Genomic DNA, 18,021 nt, shown 5'->3' with positions numbered 1-18,021 from the left:
TCATACGATGATTATGGGAGTTTCGCGTTACATGCGAAGATCCGCGGTGCGCAGTTGCCCTGAGCGCACCGCGGATCCTCGTCCCCGTCAGCGAGTGCCGACCGCCGCGCGTACGGCCCGGCGGGCCAGCTGGCAGTCGTCGTGCAGCCGCCGGAGCAGCAGCCGCTGTTCCTCGCCGGTCGGCGCGGCGCCCGGATGGGCCGTACCCGGTGCCGCCGGGGTCGCGTCGTGCATCGAACGCTGCACGGCGGTCTCGTAGGTCCGGATCTCCCTGGTGAGGACCAGCATCAGGTTCACCAGGAAGGCGTCCCTGGAGGCGGGCCCCGCCGACTGGGCGATCTGGCTGATCTGACGGCGCGCCACCGGGGCGTCGCCGAGGACCGACCAGAGCGTGGCCAGGTCGTACCCCGGCAGATACCAGCCCGCGTGCTCCCAGTCCACCAGCACTGGACCGGCCGGGGACAGCAGGATGTTCGAGAGCAGGGCGTCGCCGTGACAGAACTGGCCCATCCCCTGACGGCCCGCCGCGACCGCGATGCCGTGCAGCAGCTTCTGCAGGTCACCCATGTCCCGGTCGGTGAGCAGACCCAGCTCGTGGTACCGGGCGATCCGGGCCGGGTAGTCCACCGGGGCGTCGAAGGTGCCCGCCGGGGGCCGCCACGCGTTCAGCCGGCAGATCGCGCCCAGCGCGGCCCGGATGTCCGCCCGGGGCGGAGCCTCCGCCGGGTGGCGCTGGACCGCCGCCACCCGGCCGGGCATCCGCTCGATCACCAGCGTGCAGTTGTCCGGGTCCGCCGCGATCAGCCTCGGCACCCGGATCGGCGGCCGGTGCCGGACGAACGAGCGGTATGCGGCTATTTCGTGGCGGCTCCGCTCCGACCAGGCGGGGGAGTGGTCCAGTAGACACTTCGCCACGGCGGTGCTGCGCCCCGTCGTCCCGACGAGGATCACGGACCGCCCGGAGCGGCGCAGCACCTGCACCGGAGCGAACTCCGGGCAGATCCGGTGCACCGACGCGATCGCGGTGCGCAGTTGCGCGCCCTGGGGGCCGGAGAGGTCGAGTCTCCCGCTGAGGGGCTGGGTGCCGAGACCCGGGGCGCGCCGTTGCCGGCCCACGACCGGTACTGCGGCCCCTGGACGCGCGGGGTCGAGATACGGTCCGCCGCCCGCCGGGCGGGGGCGCAGCGACCGGGGCGGAGCGGACACGGAGGACGATGCTGCGTACATGGGCGATACAGATCCCTTCGTGTACCTGCGGTGCCTGCCTGAGAAGTCCTGTGAGGGGTTCTCGCGCCCAACCCGTCCCGGCCGCCCGGGCACACCCTGGGGAGTGGGCCCGTCGAGTGGCGGCCGGGTCGGGGTGGCGCGTTCCTACCTGACACCCGATCGCCAGTGGCACACCATCTGGCGCACCCTGGCGAACCCTGGCGAATAGTCGCCCGGCAACCGGCACGGGGCTACTGTCAACTCAGCCGAGAACCTGGGGGCTTGACGTGACCGGAGAACCCAACACCCGTCTCTCGGACCTGTTCGGCCTGGCCGGCTGGTCCAAGGGCGAACTCGCGAGGCTGGTCAACCGGCAGGCGGCGGCCATGGGCCACCCCCAGCTGGCGACCGACACCTCCCGGGTGCGGCGGTGGATCGACACGGGAGAGATCCCGCGCGATCCCGTGCCGCGGGTGCTGGCGGCTCTGTTCACCGAGCGTCTCGGCCGTGTCGTGACCATCGAGGACCTCGGTCTGGTACGGCACGGGCGTACGGGAAAACGGCCGGACGACGGGAACGTGGAACATCCCGACGGCATGCCGTGGGCGCCCGAACGAACCGCCGCGGTCCTCACCGAATTCACGGGAATGGACCTCATGCTCAACCGACGCGGCTTGGTGGGCGCGGGTGCCGCGCTCACCGCGGGATCCGTACTCAGCAGCGCCATGTACGAGTGGCTGCACACCGACCCCACACTCAAGGCCGACGCCCCCGTCCTCGACGACCCTCTGCACGCCGACCCCGCTGGGTTCGACCGCTACGAGGCCGCCCCCATCGGGTCCGAGGAGATCGAGGAACTGGAGCGCTCCGTCGAGGTGTTCCGCGCCTGGGACGCGGCCCGCGGCGGCGGGCTCCAGCGCAAGGCCGTCGTGGGACAGCTCAACGAGGTGGGCGGCATGCTCGCCTACCGCCACCCCGAGCATCTCCAGCGGCGCCTGTGGGGCGTCGCCGCCAACCTCGCTGTCCTCGCGGGCTGGATGTCGCACGACGTCGGCCTGGAGCCCACGGCCCAGAAGTACTTCGTCATCGCCGCCCACGCGGCCCGTGAGGGCGGCGACCGGCCGCGTGCCGGGGAGGCGCTCTCCAGAGCGGCTCGCCAGATGGTGCACCTCGGCCGGCCCGACGACGCGCTCGACCTGATGAAGCTCGCCAAGTCCGGCTCGGGCGACGAGGTGCTGCCGCGCACCCGGGCGATGCTCTACACCATCGAGGCCTGGGCACAGGCGTCGATGGGCAAGGGCCAGGCGATGCGCCGCACCCTCGGCCAGGCGGAGGACCTCTTCGTCTCCGACCGGGGCGACGTGCCGCCGCCGAGCTGGATGCAGATGTTCAGGGAGGAGGACCTGTACGGCATGCAGGCCCTCGCCTACCGCACGCTGGCCGAGCACGACCCGGCCGCGGCCGTGCACGCCCAGCACTACGCGGAGAAGGCCCTGGCCCTGCGGATCGACGGCCGGCAGCGGTCGAAGATCTTCGACTTCCTCTCCATGGCCTCCGCCTGCTTCATCGCGGACGACCCCGAGCAGGCGGACCGGTACGCCCGGCTGGCCCTGATGTCGATGGGATCCAACTCCTCCCACCGCACCTGGGACCGGCTGCGCCAGATGTACCGGCTCACCGCCGAGTACTCCAGCTACCCGAAGATCCAGGAACTGCGGGAGGAGATCAAGCTGGTCCTGCCCAGGGCCAGGAGCAAGGGGAACAGCAACAGCGCAGAGGCGTAGGGAGCCTGTGCGCTCGACACGAGCCGGCTGATCTCTGCTTGCACGAGCCGGCTGGTCTCCTCCTCACTCACCTCTACTCACTCACCTTGGCGACGAGCACGCAGGCCTCGTCCTCGCGCTCGCTCTCGCCGAACTCCTCGACGACGGCCCTGACACAGTCCTGGGCGGTGCACGCCGCCCCGAACCGGGGGGCCAGGCCGAGGAGCGCGTCCAGAGAGTCCGTTCCGCTGTGCCCGGGCACCACCCCGTCGGTGTGCAGCAGGAGCAGATCGCCCGGTTCCAGGGCCACTTCGGCCTGCCCGTAACCGGCTCCCGAGGTGACACCGAGCAGCACGCCGTCCGGCGCGCTGAGCGCACACCCCGTCCCGCCGCGGAACAGCAGCGGGGCGGGGTGTCCTGCCTGTGCCCAGGTCAGGGTGCGGGTGGCGGGCCGGTAGCGGCAGCAGACGGCGCTGCCCAGGGCGGGTTGCACGGTGACGTCGAGTAACTGGTTGAGCAGGGACATGAGCTGCCCCGGCTGGGTGCCGGCCATCGCCATCCCGCGTACGGCGCCCAGCAGCATCGTCATGCCGGAGGCGACGGCGACGCCGTGCCCGGTGAGGTCGCCGACGCTCAGCAGAGTGTCGCCGTCGGAGAGTTCCAGCGCGTCGTACCAGTCGCCGCCCAGCAGAGTACTGGCCCCGGACGGCAGGTGGCGGGCGGCGACTTCGAGCGTGCCCGGCCCCCGGCGCGGGAGCCGCAGCGCATCGCGCCCCGACGGCAGCACGGCCTCCTGGAGTTCGACGGCGAGCCGCTGTTCGGTCTCGGCCTGCCGACGGTGCCGCTGCATCGTGTCCCGGGTCTCGCGCACCGTCCGCTGACTGCGCCGCAGTTCGCTGACGTCCCGCAGCACGGCCCACATCGAGGCGGTGCTGCCGCTGCCGTCGAGCACGGGCTCGCCCATCATGTGGACGGTCCGGACGTTCCCGTCGGGTCGCAGGACGCGGAACTCGCCGTCGATGGGCCGGGCGTCGACCAGGCAGTCGGTGACCATCGAGGTCAGCCGGGGCCGGTCCTCGTCCAGCACCAGAGAGGGCAGTTCGTCGAGGGTGAGTGCGGGCGCGGCCGGGTCGAGGCCGAGGATCCGGTACAGCTCGCCCGACCAACTGGCCTCGTCCGTCAGGAGGTTCCACTCCGCGCTGCCGACCCGGCTGAGCAGCGAGCCTGGGGCGGGCGAGGAGCGGCGGACGGGCGCCGCCTCCACCCCGGCCGGCAGGGGTGCCGGGCCGTCCCGCAGCTGGGCCAAGTGCTCGTCCAGGTCGTTGAGCTGATGGAGTGCCAGGTCGTACAGGGCGCGCTGCCAGCGCTCCTCGGGGTGCGAGCCGGTGCTCTGGGTGTCCCGTCGTACCGCGTCCACGTCACCCTTGAGCCGCCGCGTCTGCGATATCAACGCCTCGACCGAGCCGCGCCCGGGCGGCTGGGCGGCGGGGCGGTCCGCGGAGACATGGGACGGCATGACGCACTCCGATGCGGGGACAGTACGGCCAAGGCGGACGGTGGGACCGGTTACGACTGTTGCACAGCCTGCGACGCCCTGTAAGGGATTTGGCAACACACGATACGGTGGTGCTTCTGACATATGCCAGAGTCTTCATGGGCTGGTCGACCCCCATGAAAGGCGTACGCGACCGGTTGCTGCACGTCGTAGTCGGGCTACGTGACTTGGCGGACTTCGCGGGGTCTCCGTGTCGCGCTCGGGCGGTTGTTCGACGCCTCTGTGTTCGCAGTGTCGCGGTCTCGGCCAACCGCGGCAACTCTGTCCGGATTTCGTGTCATGCGAAGGGCCCTCCCAGAGTCCTACAGGCATGGACATCACTTTCGAGCAACCCGCCCGCGCCCGGCTGATCACCGCCGAGGACGAGGAGGTCCCGGTGCCCGCCACGCTCCGGTACACCTCCGGTGATCCACTGGCCGTCTTCGTCGACTTCCCGGCCGAGGTCACCCTCGGCGGTGAGGAGGTCACGTGGACCTTTGCCCGCTCGCTCCTCGACCAGGGGCTCACCGCCCCGGCCGGGCGCGGGGACGTCCACATCTGGCCCTGCGGCCCGGGCCGGACGGCCGTGGAGTTCCACTCGCCGCACGGCCTCGCCCTGCTCCAGTTCGACACCCAGGCGCTGTTCCGCTTCCTGCAGCGCACCCACGAGGTGGTGGCCCCAGGGCGCGAGGACGTCGAAGCGGTCGTGGAACGGGGCCTGAGCACGCTCTTCGGGGGCGTGTGAGGCGCACGGGGCGCTACCGACCCGTACTTTGACTTTTGTTCATTCCCGCCTCACCGATCCGGTCCGTACCCTGCCGACCGCCTCGTGCACCCTTGCGCGCGGTGTGCCGCCCGGGCGCACCGGTGACGAGGACGGGGCGAATGACACCGATCAGCCGAAGAGGCTTCGTGGGGCTGGGCGCTTCCGTGGCGGCGGGCATGGCGGTGGGCGCCGCCGGCCCACGGACCGCGGCCGCGGCCCAGAGCACGGCGACCGGCACGATCTCGGACGTCAAGCACGTGGTGATCCTCATGCAGGAGAACCGCAGCTTCGACCACTACTTCGGACGCCTCAAGGGCGTCCGCGGCTTCGCGGACCGCAGCGGCATCACCCTGAGCGGCGGCTATCCGGTCTTCGACCAGCCGAACGGCTCCGGCCGTCAGTACCCGTGGAAGCTCAGCGCCACCCCCGACGCGGGCGGCAAGGACGGCGAGACGCTCGCCCAGTGCAACGGCGACCTCCCGCACTCCTGGTCCTCCCAGCACTCCGCGTGGAACAAGGGCCGCCTCGACAACTGGGTCGCGGGCGTAGGCAACGTCCGCTCCCTCGGCTACCTGGACCGCTCCGACATCCCCTTCCACTACGCGCTCGCCGACAACTACACGATCTGCGACGCCTACTTCTGCTCCACCCTCAGCGCCACCGGCCCCAACCGCACCTACCTGTGGAGCGGCAAGGTCGACTCCGCCAGCTACGACGGCGGCGACGAGTCCGGCCTGACCTGGCAGAACTACGCCGAGGCCCTGCAGAACGCCGGAGTGACCTGGAAGGTCTACCAGAACGCCCAGGACAACTACGGGGACAACGGCTGCGCGTACTTCAAGAACTTCGCGAACGCCAAGGCGGGCAACCCGCTCTACGACCGGGGCATGTCCTCCGTCCCGGCGGTGACCGGCTCCACCCCCGACGACATCGCCGCCGCGATCAGGGCCGACGTCGTGGCCGGCACCCTCCCACAGGTCTCCTGGGTGGTCGCCAACCAGGCCTTCTCCGAGCACCCCTACGCCCCGCCCGGCGACGGCGCCCACTTCGTCAACCTGGTCTACCAGGCCCTCGCCGCCGACGCGGACGTCTTCGACTCGACCGTCCTGTTCCTCAACTACGACGAGAACGACGGCTACTTCGACCACGTCCCGCCCCCGGCCCCGCCCGCCGGCACGGCCGGCGAGTTCCTGAACGGCGTGCCGTACGGCTTCGGCTTCCGGGTCCCGATGATCGTCATCTCGCCCTGGACCCGCGGCGGCTGGGTCTCCTCGGAGGTCTTCGAGCACACCTCGGTACTGCGCTTCCTGGAAACGTGGACCGCCGCCCTCGGCAAGCCCGCGAACTGCCCCAACATCAGCGCCTGGCGACGCAGTGTGAGCGGCGACCTGACCGGCGTCTTCGACTTCGCCAACCCGGTCCACGGCGCCGTGGACCTGCCCGCGACCAGTGTCATCGGCTACTCCACCTGCGGCCCGCTGCCCAACCCGGTGCCCACCACCAACGCCCTGCCCGCCCAGGAGTCCGGCACCCGCCCGGCCCGCGCGCTGCCCTACCAGGCCAACGGCTACCTGGACCACCTGGAGTTCGGGACGGGCGGCACGATCCGCGCCTGGTTCACCATGGCCAACCAGGGCACCCCGGCGACCCGGGCGGCCCACTTCTCCATCCACCCGAACGCCTACCGGGACACCACGCCCTGGCAGTACACGGTCGCCGCCGGAGGCACCGCCTCCGACTACTTCAACATCGGCACCGGATACGGCGCCGGCAAGTACGACGTGACCATGACCGGCCCCAACCGCTTCCTGCGCCGCTTCCAGGGCGACGCCACCCGGGCCGGCAAGTCCGCCGAGGTGAGCACCCGTTACGCCGTGGAGCCCGGCACCGGCAAGCTCGCCGTCTGGTTCAAGATGGCCAACTCGGGTTCGTCGTCGGTGAAGTTCACCATCACCTCGAACAACTACCGCACCGACGGCCCCTGGACGTACCCGGTCGCCGCCGGATCCGCCACCGAGGACTACTTCAACGCCGTCGCGTACCAGGGCGGCTGGTACGACTTCACGGTCACGGTGGACTCCGACGCGACCTGGTCGCGCCGGTTCACCGGCCACCTGGAGACGGGCGCCGCGAGCGTCAGCGGCTGAGGTCCGCGTACAGGTCCGGGCGCGGGGCGAGTTCGACTGCCGTACGGCCGCCGCTCTCCAGCGCCCGGACCCCGGCCTCGGCGACCACGGAGGAGGCGTAGCCGTCCCAGGAGCTCGGTCCGGTGACCAGGCCCTGCCGGGTGGCGTCCACCCAGGCCTGCACCTCGCGGTCGTAGGCGTCGGCGAACCGCACCAGGTAGTCCTGGGCCACCTCCGCGCGGGCGCCGCCGGCCGAGGTGACCAGCATGGTGTGGTCCTCGCCGATCCGGGCGCTGCCCCTCTCGCAGACGGCCTCGCAGCGCACCTGGTAGCCGAAGCCGCAGTTGACGAAGACCTCGACGTCGACGAGGGCGCCCCCGTCGGTCTCGAAGAGGACCAGCTGCGGGTCGAGCAGCCCGTCGGGGGCGTCCGAGGAGGGCCGCGGCCGCAGCACGGTCACCGCGGTCAGCTCCTGGCCGAGCAGCCAGCGGGCCGCGTCGATCTCGTGCGACACCGAGCTGTTGATCAGCATGGCGCTGGTGAAGCCGGGCGGCGAGGACACGTTGCGGTGGGTGCAGTGCAGCATCAGCGGCCGGCCCAGACCGCCGCCGTCCAGCAGCGACTTCAGACGCCGGTACTCGGCGTCGTAGCGGCGCATGAACCCGATCTGCGCCAGCCTGCGCCCGAGCCCCGCTTCGGCCTCCACCACCCGCAGCGCACCGGTGGAGTCCGGCACCATGGGCTTCTCGCACAGCACCGGGAGCCCGCGCTCGAAGGCCGCGAGCAGCGGCTCCTCGTGCGCCGGGCCGGGGGAGGCGATCAGCACCGCCTCCACACCCGGCGCGTCCAGGGCGGCCAGTGGATCCGCGTGGACGGTGACGCCGTCCAGCCCGGCCACCGCATCCTTGGCGCGGTCGAGGTCGGGGTCGGCGACCGCCGCCACCCGCGCACCGCTCACCACCTGGTCGAGTCGGCGTATGTGGTCGGCCCCCATGTGTCCGGCACCCAGTACCGCGACGCCCAGCAACTCAGCCACGCCCACACACTCCCTCTCGGCCGACGATCACTTTCCAGAGCCTACGTCGGCCGGTCGAGGGGCCCGTCAGTAGCGCAGCACGCCGGCGATGCCGTTCTCGTCGTCCAGGGTGCCGTCCGGGACGAAGCGGACGTCGGCGCCGGTCTCCAGGCACTGCTCGACGATCTCGTCCACGATGTCGTCGCGGGCGTCGAGGTCACCGCTCGCGGCCGGGACCAGGTGGTCGCCGTCGTCGCGGACCGTGGTGCGGTAGTTCTCCTCGACGGCGAGCAGCCGCACGCGGCCTTCGCGGGCGTTCTGCCAGACCTCGTCGACACCGGCCGCGAACGTCTTGTGGCCGCGTGCCGATTCGAGTTCGCGGGTCACCGATGCGGTGCTCCGGCGGTTCTCCGCCTGGAGAAGCGGGGTGATCGCCTGCCACACGGCCTCCGGGCCGGCGTGCGCGAGTCCGCCGTGCTGTACGGAGGTGCTGTGTCTGGCCACGTTGCCGAGTTCGTCCCACAGGGAGAGGGCGGCCTGTTCGCCGGTGACGTAGAGCGGCCTCGGCTCGTTGCGCAGCAGCGCGGCCATCGCGGTGTCCGCGTCCCGCAGGAAGTGCTTGGTGCCCTCGTCGCGGAAGGTGCTGGGCGTGTCGCCGATCTGTTCCTGGCGCTCGGCGTCGAAGTTCACCGGGGGGCGGGTCAGCGGGAAGCCGCCGGACCGGCTCTCGGTGACCCGGTCGATTCCGCCGTTCCAGAGCGTGATGCGGTCGGCCGAGATCGACAGCACCCAGAACGGCCGCTCGGCGGCGTGCGCCGAGACCAGGTTGCGGGTCAGGAAGGTGTCCGAGAGCACCACGCGCTCGGGCACGCTGCGGGCCAGCGACCACACCTGGTGCTCACCCGGCGCGGCGAAGATCACCAGACCGTCCTCGGTGTAGGTCAGGTCGACCTCGGCGAGAGCCTGTTCGAGGTGCCTGACGACATCGGAGCGGCGGTCCCGGGTGACCGCGGGATCGGACTCCAGCTGCTTCTTCGCCTCGGCCACGACATTGCGCAGCCGGACGGGATCCTGGGCGTTGTCGGGCTCACGACGGTGTGTCGGCGTCAGTACCGAGACGGCGGGATAGGGGCGCGGGCGGCGCAGCTCGGCAAGGGTCGAAGGACTGAGTGCGTGCTCCATATCAGCACCATAGGACCGATTCGCCATTGCGGCATTTGGGGTAATTCCCCGGAGCCGCCGGGACCGGGGCGCGCCGTGACCGGGTTGAGGCCCGCGGGCCGGTGACGGGGGGCGGGACGGCCGGTTACCGTACCCGGCAGTAACCGGATCACGCCCCAGGAGGCCCCCATGCCGCAGCTCGAAGTCGACGGAGCGGTGCTGACGTACGACGACGAGGGTCCCCGTGACGGCGGCGCCGCACCCCTGGTGTTCATCCACGGCTGGACCGCGAACCGGCACCGCTGGGACCACCAGATGGCGCACTTCGCCGGGCACCGCCGGGTGATCCGGCTCGACCTGCGCGGCCACGGCGAGAGCACCGGGGCCGGGGTGCGGACGATCGCCGAGCTGGCACAGGACGTCACCGCTCTCCTCGACCACCTGGAGGTGGACCGCTTCGTCCCCGTCGGTCACTCCATGGGCGGCATGATCTCCCAGACCCTGGCGCTGGCCCACCCCGCACGGGTCGAGCGGATGGTCCTGGTCGACTCCATCGGCCGGATGACGTACAGCCGCGGCCGCGGACTGCTGATGGCGGCCTCGACCCTGGTGCCGTTCAAGCTGTTCGTCGCCGCCAACATCCAGCGCGCCTTCGCCCCCGGCTACCCGCGCGAGCAGATCCGGGAGTACGTCCGCGCGTCCGCGGACACCCCGCGCGAGGTCGTCATGACGCTGTACGGCGCCATGCGGGCCTTCGACGTCCTGGACCGGGTCGGCGAGATCACCGCGTCCACCCTGATGGTGCACGGCTACCACGACATCCAGCTGCCGGTGGGGCAGATGCTGCGGATGGCCAAGGCCTACCCGGACGCGGAGGTCCGGATCATCGACGCGGGCCACGAGCTCCCGGTGGAGCGGCCGGCCGAGCTGACGGCGGCGCTGGACCGGTTCCTGACACCGGCCGCGTAGCGCGAGCCCCCGACAGCACCAGGTGACCGGCGCCCGGCGAAAGCCGCGGCGCCGACCCGTTTGAGGAACTTTTTGCGCTTGGCCGGTTCCGGGCGGACGGAGCCCGAAGTGCGGCGGGTCCGCGGCCCTCGCGCGGGCAAAGCGCGTCCGAAATCGAGGCTGGGGTACTCCGTTCGTGTTACGTCCAGGTTGACCGGGCGGCATCCCGGGCGCACGCTCGCTATATAGGTGCTGAATACAAGTGGTTCGCTCGGGCAATTGCCTCCGCCATGGAACCGCAGGTGGCGCGTGTTGTCCGGCAGACCGGCAGCAGGAGGTAGCGCATGTGTGGCATCACCGGCTGGGTCTCCTTCGACCGTGACCTCACCACCGAGACGCGCGCATTGGATGCAATGACGGAGACCATGGCCTGCCGCGGTCCCGACGACCGGGGCACCTGGAGCGAGGGTCCCGCCGCCCTGGGGCACCGCCGGCTCGCGATCATCGACCTGCCCGGCGGCCGCCAGCCGATGACCGTCCGCACCCCGGACGGCACCGTCGCGATGGTCTACTCCGGGGAGGCCTACAACTTCACCGAGCTGCGCCGCGAACTCGCCGCCCGGGGCCACGAGTTCACCACCGACTCGGACACCGAGGTCGTGCTCCGCGGCTATGTGGAGTGGGGCGACACCGTCGCCGAGCGGCTCAACGGCATGTACGCCTTCGCCGTCTGGGACGGCCGGCACGACAAACTCGTGATGATCCGCGACCGCATGGGCATCAAGCCCTTCTACCTGTACCCGACCCCGGACGGCGTGCTGTTCGGCTCCGAGCCCAAGGCGATCCTGGCCAACCCGCTGGTCCGCCCCCGGGTCGGCCTGGACGGGCTGCGCGAGCTCTTCACCATGGTCAAGACCCCCGGCCACGCCGTCTGGGAGGGCATGCGCGAGGTGGAGCCCGGCACCGTCGTCACCGTCGACCGCGACGGCCTGCGCGCCCGGGCCTACTGGCGCCTGGAGACCCGCCCGCACCCCGACGACCGCGACACCACCGTCGCCACCGTCCGCGAACTCCTCGACGACATCGTGCGCCGCCAGCTGGTCGCCGACGTGCCCCGCTGCACCCTGCTCTCCGGCGGTCTGGACTCCTCCGCCATGACCGCCCTCGCCGCCCGGCAGCTCGCCGTGCACGGCGAGAAGGTCCGCAGCTTCGCCGTCGACTTCGTCGGCCGGACCGACAACTTCGTCGCCGACGAACTGCGCTCCACCCCCGACACGCCCTTCGTGCACGACGTGGCCCGGCTCGCCCGCACCGACCACCAGGACATCGTCCTCGACGTGGCGAGCCTCGCCGACCCCGCGGTCCGCGAACGGGTGATCCGGGCCCGCGACCTGCCGGCCGGGTTCGGCGACATGGACACCTCGCTCCTGCTGCTGTTCCGGGCCGTCCGCGACCAGTCCACCGTCGCCCTGTCCGGGGAGTCCGCCGACGAGGTGTTCGGCGGCTACCTGCAGTTCTTCGACGAGGGGGCCCGCACCGCCGACACCTTCCCCTGGCTCTTCCAGTTCGCCCGGCACTTCGGCGACGACTCCGACGTCCTGCGCGCGGACCTCGCCAAGTCCCTGGACCTGGAGCACTACGTCGCCGACGCCTACCACTCCGCCGTCGCCGGCATCCAGCGCCTCGACGGCGAGAGCGACTTCGAGTACCGCATGCGCCGCATGAGCCACCTGCACCTCACCCGCTTCGTGCGCGCCCTGCTCGACCGCAAGGACCGGATGAGCATGGCCGTCGGCCTGGAGGTCCGGGTGCCGTTCTGCGACCACCGGCTCGTCGAGTACGTCTACAACGCGCCCTGGTCCCTCAAGTCCTTCGACGGCCGCGAGAAGACCCTGCTGCGCGAGGCCACCCGGGACGTCCTCCCGCAGTCCGTGTACGACCGGGTCAAGAGCCCCTACCCGTCCACCCAGGACCCGGAGTACGGCCGTGCCCTCCAGGACCAGGTCAAGGATCTGCTGGCCCGGCCCGGCCACCGGGTCTTCGACCTCGTCGACCGCGAGAAGGCGGACCGGGCGGCCCGCCGGACCGAACTGAGCACCCAGGCCGACCGGCGCGGCCTGGAACGCACCCTCGACCTGGCCCAGTGGCTCGACCTCTACGACCCGGAGCTCACCCTCGCCTGAGCCTCAGCCCGACGAGCCGGTGACGGCGCCGCCGTCACCGTCCGCCGGGCAGGAGCTGCCGTCGGCCGGCAGCGTGCCGTACAGCAGGAAGTCGTCCACCTTGCCGTGCACGCACGGGGACGACGTGTACCCGGTGTGGCCGTCGCCCCTGTTGTCCAGCACCACGGCCGACGGACCGAGCCGTTTCGCCGTCTCGACCGTCCAGCTGTACGGCGTCGCCGGGTCACCGCGAGTGCCCACAAGGAGCATCCGTGCCGAGGGCACGTCCTTCACCTCGTCGCGGATGAAGTCCGTGCCGCGCGGCCGGCCGTAGCAGAGCAGCACCTGCGTCAGCCGGAACCGGCCGAACACCGGGGACGCCTGCTCGTAGGCCTTGCGCAGCCGGGCGATGTCCGAGGTGAGCTGCCGGGCGCTCGGCCGGTCCGGGTCGTCGGCGCAGTTGATCGCCATCAGCGCGGCCGACAGGTTGTCCACGGGGATGTCCGAGCTGTTCACCAGCCCGCCGTCGGGCCCGCGCCCGGGCGGCGGCGCGTGGCCGCCGGCCGCGAGGTTCTGCACCCCCCGGGTGTCCCCGTCGTCGACCAGTGAGGACAGCGCCCGCTCCAGCTTCGGCCACAGCTCCTTGCCGTACAGCCCCTGCCCGATGGCGTCCACCAGGTCCTGGCCGGTGAACGGACCGCCGAAGTCGGAGGGCACCGGGTCCTCGTCCAGGGAGCGCACCAGCTTCAGGACCGCCTCGCCGGCCTTGCGCCGGTCCTGACCGAACGGGCACCCCAGGTCGGTGACGCACCAGTCGAGGAAGTCGTCCAGCGCCGTCTGCTGCCCACGGGCACCGGCCACGCCCTGCTCGGCCAGCGACTCGGTCAGCGTGTCCACACCGTCCAGCGCCATCCGGCCCACGTTGTGCGGGAACTGCGCCGCGTACACCGCGCCGAGCCTGGTGCCGTAGGAGAAGCCCAGGTAGTTCAGCTTCCGGTCGCCGAGCGCCTGGCGGATGACGTCCAGGTCCCGGGAGGCGTTCACGGTGCCTATGTGGGACAGCACGGGCCCGGAGTTCCTGGTGCAGCGCACCGTCAGCTGCTTCAGCGCCTTCATCAGGGCCTGCGGATGCGCCACGTCGGGGGGCTCGTCGTCGTTGGCGCCGTCCGAGGACTGGCCGGGGCCGTCGCCGCAGCTCACGGGGGAGGAGCGGCCGACTCCGCGCGGATCGAAGCCGACCACGTCGTAGCCGTTGGTCAGGCTCATGAAGTTCTTGCCGTCCAGTCCGAGCTGGCTGACGCCCGAGCCGCCGGGACCGCCGAAGTTCAGCAGCACCGAGCCCCGCGACTCCCCGGTCGCCCGGTAGCGGGACAGCGCCAGATCGAGGGTGCCCTCGGCCGGCCGCGCGTAGTCGAGGGGGACGGTGACCTTGGCGCACTGCATGTCCTTGGGCAGCTCGCCGTCCTTGCACGCCGTCCACCTGGCCTTCTGCCGGTAGAACCGGGTCAGGTCCGGCTGCTTGCCACCCGCCGCCGCAGCAGCCGCAGCCGTCGCCGCGGCCCCGGTCGCGGGCAGCCCGGCGCCCAGCAGGGCCAGCGCCACGGCGCCGGCGCCGGCGCAGCGCCGCAGGACGGGCCGGGTACGGGGCACGGCAGGCATCGAGGGCCTCCAGAGACGCTCCGTGGCGGACCGGATACAGGGCTTTCGCTCACCATAAGCGGACTCCGCGGAGCCTGCCTCCCGGCGAGCGGGGCGAGCCGGGGCGCCGTATTCTCCGCGCGATCATCCGTTTCAGTGCCCTTGCATGCTTTTGCTGTCGGTTCGAGAGCAGTGTCACTCGATGGGGTGAAAGGTAAATAAGCCATAACTCACATGGTTTCGTATGCGTTTAACGGTCGCGGGCGAGCGCCCGCAATCATGTCTGGAAGGCAGGGAACCTATGAAACGGGTTACCCGAAACGGTGTGATCGCCGTCGCTGCCGCCTCCGGTGCGATGGCCGTGGCGGTGCCGGCCTGGGCCGACGCGGGCGCGGACGGAATCGCGGCCGGTTCGCCCGGGGTGGTCTCCGGCAACGGTGTCCAGTTGCCGGTGGACGTCCCGGTGAGCGTGTGCGGGAACACCGTGAACGTGGTGGGGCTCTTGAACCCGGCGGCCGGCAACACCTGCGTGAACGAGGGCGGCGGCGACGCCGGTCACGGCGCTCCAGGCGGCTCGGCCACGTCCGGTGGCGCGTCCGCGCAGGGCGCCGAGAAGGACTCGCCCGGGGTGGTCTCCGGCAACGGTGTCCAGTTGCCGGTGGACGTCCCGGTGAGCGGGTGCGGGAACACCGTGAACGTGGTGGGGCTCTTGAACCCGGCGGCCGGCAACACCTGCGTGAACACCTCCGGCGACCACCCGAGCCCGCCGAAGCACCCCACCCCGGAGCCGCCCACCCCGCCCACCGTCAAGCCGCCGGCCGAGCCGCCCGCTCCCGAGCCGCCGGCCCCGGCGCCGCCGAAGACCCACGAGGTACCCAAGGCGCACCACCCCGCCGCGCCGCCGGCCGAGGCCACCCTCGCCCACACCGGCACGGACCTCACCGGCGCCGCCGTGGCGGGCAGCGCGGCGCTGCTCCTCGCCGGGACCGCCCTGCACCGGCGCTTCCGCCCGGGGCCGGACGCGCTGACCGGCCGACGTGATACCAGCGCCGGTTGACGCGCCGCGCATCGGCAGGCCCCACCGGACCCGACCGGTGGGGCCTGCGTCGTGCGCGTGCCCGGCGGCCCCCGCGCCGAGCGGCCGGCCCGGGTACCGGCACGCCCTGCCGAGCGAGCCGCCGCCGACCAGGTCGCCGGTCGGGTGCACCGCTCGGCGTGCACCTCGCTCGTGGTGCACGTCGCCTGCGGTGCCGGCCGTTCGTGGCGTACGTCGCCTGCGGTGCCGGCCGTTCGTGGCGTACGTCGCCTGCGGTGCCGGCCGTTCGTGGCGTACGTCGCCTGCGGTGCCGGCCGTTCGTGGTGCACGTCGCCTGCGGTGCCAGTCGCTCGTGGCGCACGTCAACGGCTTGATCCCGCCGTGGCACGGCGCCCGGTGATCGGGAAGGATGCTGCGGGCGCGTGGCGCCGGTCGCCGCGCGGTCGGACCCCGCTACGGAATGGAGCGCATCGATGGCCTCTCGGGCCCCCCAGGACCTCGTCGTCACCCGGGCCACCCCCGACGACTGGCCGGTGATCGTCGGCTGGGCAGCGGACGAGGGCTGGAATCCCGGGCTGTCCGACACCACCGCCTTCTTCGCCCAGGACCCCGACGGTTTCTTCGTCGGCCGGGTCGACGGCGAACCGGTGTCGGCCGTCTCCGTCGTCAACTACGGCGCCGACTACGCCTTCCTGGGCTGGTATCTGGTCCGCCCCGACCTGCGCGGCCAGGGCCACGGCCTCACCACCTGGAAGACCGCGCTCGCCCACGCCGGCAACCGCACCGTCGGCCTGGACGGCGTGGTGGCCCAGCAGGACAACTACCGCCAGTCCGGCTTCGAACTCGCCCACCGCACCGCCCGGTTCGTGGGCGAGGCCCCCGCCGCCGAGACCCCGGCCGGCGTCCGGCCCGCCCGCGCCGCCGACCTGGCCGCCGTCACGGCGTACGACAGCGCCTGCTGCCCGGCCGACCGGCCGCGCTTCGTGGCCGCGTGGCTGACCGGCCCCGGGCACAAGGCGCTCGTCCGCCACGACGGCGACCGCCTCACCGGCTACGGCGTGCTCCGCCCCGGCCGCGACACCCTGCGCATCGGCCCCCTCTTCGCCGACACCGCCGAGGACGCCCGCGCCCTGTTCACCGCCCTCACCGCCGAGGCGGCGGGCAGCCAGGTCGCCATCGACGTACCCGAGACCAGCACGGCCGGCGTCGCACTCGCCGAGGCGGCCGGCTTCACCCCCTCGTTCGAGACCGCCCGCATGTACACGGGCCCGGTCCGCGACCACGCCCGCGAGCGGGTCTTCGGCGTCACGACGCTCGAACTGGGCTGACCGTCACCCGGGCGGTCGGCGGCCACCCGGTAATGCGGTTGCCGTCGTCGCGCCCGGATGGTGGAGTGCCCGGATGGATCATCGAACCGTGCTCGCACTGTACGACCGTGACATGCGCGAAGGCGCCCGGCCCGACGGGCCCGGCGCCCGGATCGAGCGGGTGGGCGCGGTGGTGCGCCAGGTGGCGGACGCCGACGGATGGAACGGCGTCCTCTGGTCGGACCTGGACGAGGCGACCGCGGACCGTGCGATCGCCGAGCAGGCCGACTTCTTCGCCGCGCACGGGCGGGAGTTCGAGTGGAAGCTCTACGGCCACGACCTTCCGTCGGACCTCGGTGACCGGCTGACCGCGGCCGGGTTCACGCCGGAGCCGGAGGAGACGCTCATGGTCGGGGAGGTCGCCCGGCTGAGCCTCGACGCCGGACTGCCGGACGGCGTACGCGTGGTGCCCGCCACGGACCGGGCGGGCGTCGAACTCGTCGTGGACGTACACGAGAAGGCCTTCGGCACGGACGGTTCGCGGCTGCGCCACCGGTTGCTGACGGGACTTGCCGAGCATCCGGACAGTGTGGTCGCGTTGGTAGCGCTCGCCGGGGACGAGCCGGTCAGCGCCGCCCGGGTCGAGCTGGTACCGGGGGCGAGGTTCGCCGGACTGTGGGGCGGCGGCACGGTGGAAGGGTGGCGCGGGCGTGGTGTGTACCGTGCCCTCGTCGCCCACCGGGCCCGAATCGCCGCCGCGCACGGCTGCCGGTACCTCCAGGTGGACGCATTGCCCACGAGCCGGCCCATCCTGGAGCGGCTGGGCTTCCACGCCCTGAGCACGACCACGCCGTACGTCTCTCCGCAGTGAGACCGGCAAGCGGTGTCGCTCTGCGGTATCGGCAAGCCGTCAGCAGGCCGGCTGCGGCCGGGCGGTGCGCCCGCGCGGCGGGACCGCACCACTCGGTGCGGTCCCGCCGCGCGCGAGGCGCGCTCCGGTCACCGGCGTGCCTTGGTGCGGTCCAGTGCCGCGATCCCCACCGCCGCCAGTGCGATCTGGATGAACCACTCGATCCAGTCGGGTCCCTTCGTGTCGGCCACGCCGAAGCCCGCCGCGATCGCCGACCCCAGCAGTGCCGCCACGATGCCGACGACGATGGTCCACAGGACACCGATGTGCTGGCGGCCGGGGACGACCAGGCGCCCCAGCACACCGATGATGAGTCCGATGATGATGGCGCTGATGATGCCCGAGATCTCCATCTCCGCCCCTCTTCGTCTGTACCCCGCTGCTGTCCAATCTGCCCGCTCAGTCCGTAGGCAGTCCCGTCCGGTTGTTACGGCGGTTTTCTGTTCACC

The 18,021-nt window shown here is 72.0% G+C and carries 14 protein-coding genes; 8 read left to right on the top strand and 6 right to left on the bottom strand.

Going from position 1 to position 18,021, the window contains the following annotated elements; all coding sequences use genetic code 11:
• Positions 1-87 precede the first annotated feature (87 nt).
• Positions 88-1,227 (bottom strand): aminoglycoside phosphotransferase family protein, encoded by a 1,140-nt coding sequence (locus SSP29_RS23740; RefSeq protein ID WP_089102771.1) that lies wholly within the window; start codon positions 1,225-1,227, stop codon positions 88-90.
• A gap of 266 nt (positions 1,228-1,493) precedes the next feature.
• Between SSP29_RS23740 and SSP29_RS23735 the strand changes: the two genes are divergently transcribed.
• Complete coding sequence (locus SSP29_RS23735) at positions 1,494-2,990, top strand: DNA-binding protein NsdB (protein ID WP_089102770.1); 1,497 nt, start codon at positions 1,494-1,496, stop codon at positions 2,988-2,990.
• 73 nt (positions 2,991-3,063) lie between these two features.
• Here SSP29_RS23735 and SSP29_RS23730 read toward each other — a convergent pair whose 3' ends face one another.
• Complete coding sequence (locus SSP29_RS23730) at positions 3,064-4,485, bottom strand: PP2C family protein-serine/threonine phosphatase (RefSeq protein ID WP_089102769.1); 1,422 nt, start codon at positions 4,483-4,485, stop codon at positions 3,064-3,066.
• 349 nt (positions 4,486-4,834) lie between these two features.
• Here SSP29_RS23730 and SSP29_RS23725 point away from each other — a divergent pair, with 349 nt between their 5' ends.
• Both SSP29_RS23725 and SSP29_RS23720 read left to right on the top strand, forming a co-directional pair.
• Entirely contained in the window at positions 4,835-5,248 is a 414-nt protein-coding gene (locus SSP29_RS23725) for an SsgA family sporulation/cell division regulator (RefSeq protein ID WP_089102768.1), read from the top strand.
• Positions 5,249-5,388: 140 nt separating this feature from the next.
• Positions 5,389-7,416 carry a phosphocholine-specific phospholipase C gene (locus SSP29_RS23720; RefSeq protein ID WP_089102767.1) on the top strand — a complete coding sequence of 676 codons (2,028 nt, stop codon included), beginning with the start codon at positions 5,389-5,391 and terminating at the stop codon, positions 7,414-7,416.
• Here the strand turns inward: SSP29_RS23720 and SSP29_RS23715 are convergent.
• Together SSP29_RS23715 and SSP29_RS23710 are read right to left on the bottom strand one after the other, a co-directional pair.
• A complete protein-coding gene (locus SSP29_RS23715; protein WP_089102766.1) occupies positions 7,406-8,431 on the bottom strand; it encodes a Gfo/Idh/MocA family protein in 1,026 nt (341 codons plus the stop codon). The two genes, SSP29_RS23720 and SSP29_RS23715, sit on opposite strands and share 11 nt — an antisense overlap.
• A 66-nt stretch (positions 8,432-8,497) precedes the next feature.
• A complete protein-coding gene (locus tag SSP29_RS23710) occupies positions 8,498-9,592 on the bottom strand; it encodes a baeRF3 domain-containing protein (RefSeq protein WP_089102765.1) in 1,095 nt (364 codons plus the stop codon).
• A 168-nt stretch (positions 9,593-9,760) separates the two neighbouring features.
• On the opposite strand from SSP29_RS23710, the gene SSP29_RS23705 reads away from it, so the two are divergent.
• Both SSP29_RS23705 and asnB read left to right on the top strand, forming a co-directional pair.
• Positions 9,761-10,540, top strand: coding sequence for an alpha/beta fold hydrolase (locus SSP29_RS23705; RefSeq protein WP_089102764.1), 780 nt, complete (start codon positions 9,761-9,763; stop codon positions 10,538-10,540).
• A 323-nt stretch (positions 10,541-10,863) separates the two neighbouring features.
• The gene (asnB, locus tag SSP29_RS23700) at positions 10,864-12,702 is read left to right on the top strand and encodes an asparagine synthase (glutamine-hydrolyzing) (protein WP_089102763.1); all 1,839 of its coding nucleotides are present in this window, start codon (positions 10,864-10,866) and stop codon (positions 12,700-12,702) included.
• Positions 12,703-12,705: 3 nt separating this feature from the next.
• Here asnB and SSP29_RS23695 read toward each other — a convergent pair whose 3' ends face one another.
• A complete protein-coding gene (locus tag SSP29_RS23695; RefSeq protein WP_089102762.1) occupies positions 12,706-14,340 on the bottom strand; it encodes an alpha/beta hydrolase in 1,635 nt (544 codons plus the stop codon).
• Positions 14,341-14,620: 280 nt separating this feature from the next.
• Between SSP29_RS23695 and SSP29_RS23690 the strand changes: the two genes are divergently transcribed.
• The 3 genes from SSP29_RS23690 (at position 14,621) to SSP29_RS23680 (ending at position 17,533) form a co-directional block, all read left to right on the top strand.
• Entirely contained in the window at positions 14,621-15,376 is a 756-nt protein-coding gene (locus SSP29_RS23690) for a chaplin (RefSeq protein ID WP_089102761.1), read from the top strand.
• Positions 15,377-15,828: 452 nt separating this feature from the next.
• Positions 15,829-16,683: a GNAT family N-acetyltransferase gene (locus tag SSP29_RS23685; protein ID WP_089102760.1), complete on the top strand. Its 855-nt coding sequence runs from the start codon at positions 15,829-15,831 to the stop codon at positions 16,681-16,683.
• Positions 16,684-16,756: 73 nt separating this feature from the next.
• Positions 16,757-17,533, top strand: coding sequence for a GNAT family N-acetyltransferase (locus tag SSP29_RS23680; protein WP_089102759.1), 777 nt, complete (start codon positions 16,757-16,759; stop codon positions 17,531-17,533).
• Between the two features lie 128 nt (positions 17,534-17,661).
• Here the strand turns inward: SSP29_RS23680 and SSP29_RS23675 are convergent, their stop codons facing one another.
• Positions 17,662-17,925, bottom strand: a complete 264-nt coding sequence (locus SSP29_RS23675; protein ID WP_089102758.1) for a GlsB/YeaQ/YmgE family stress response membrane protein — start codon at positions 17,923-17,925, stop codon at positions 17,662-17,664.
• Between the last annotated feature and the right edge of the window lie 96 nt (positions 17,926-18,021).

It is taken from the genome of Streptomyces hyaluromycini (assembly GCF_002217755.1).
GTDB classification, from domain to species: Bacteria; Actinomycetota; Actinomycetes; order Streptomycetales; family Streptomycetaceae; genus Streptomyces; species Streptomyces hyaluromycini.
This window is presented reverse-complemented; position numbering and strand designations above follow the sequence as displayed.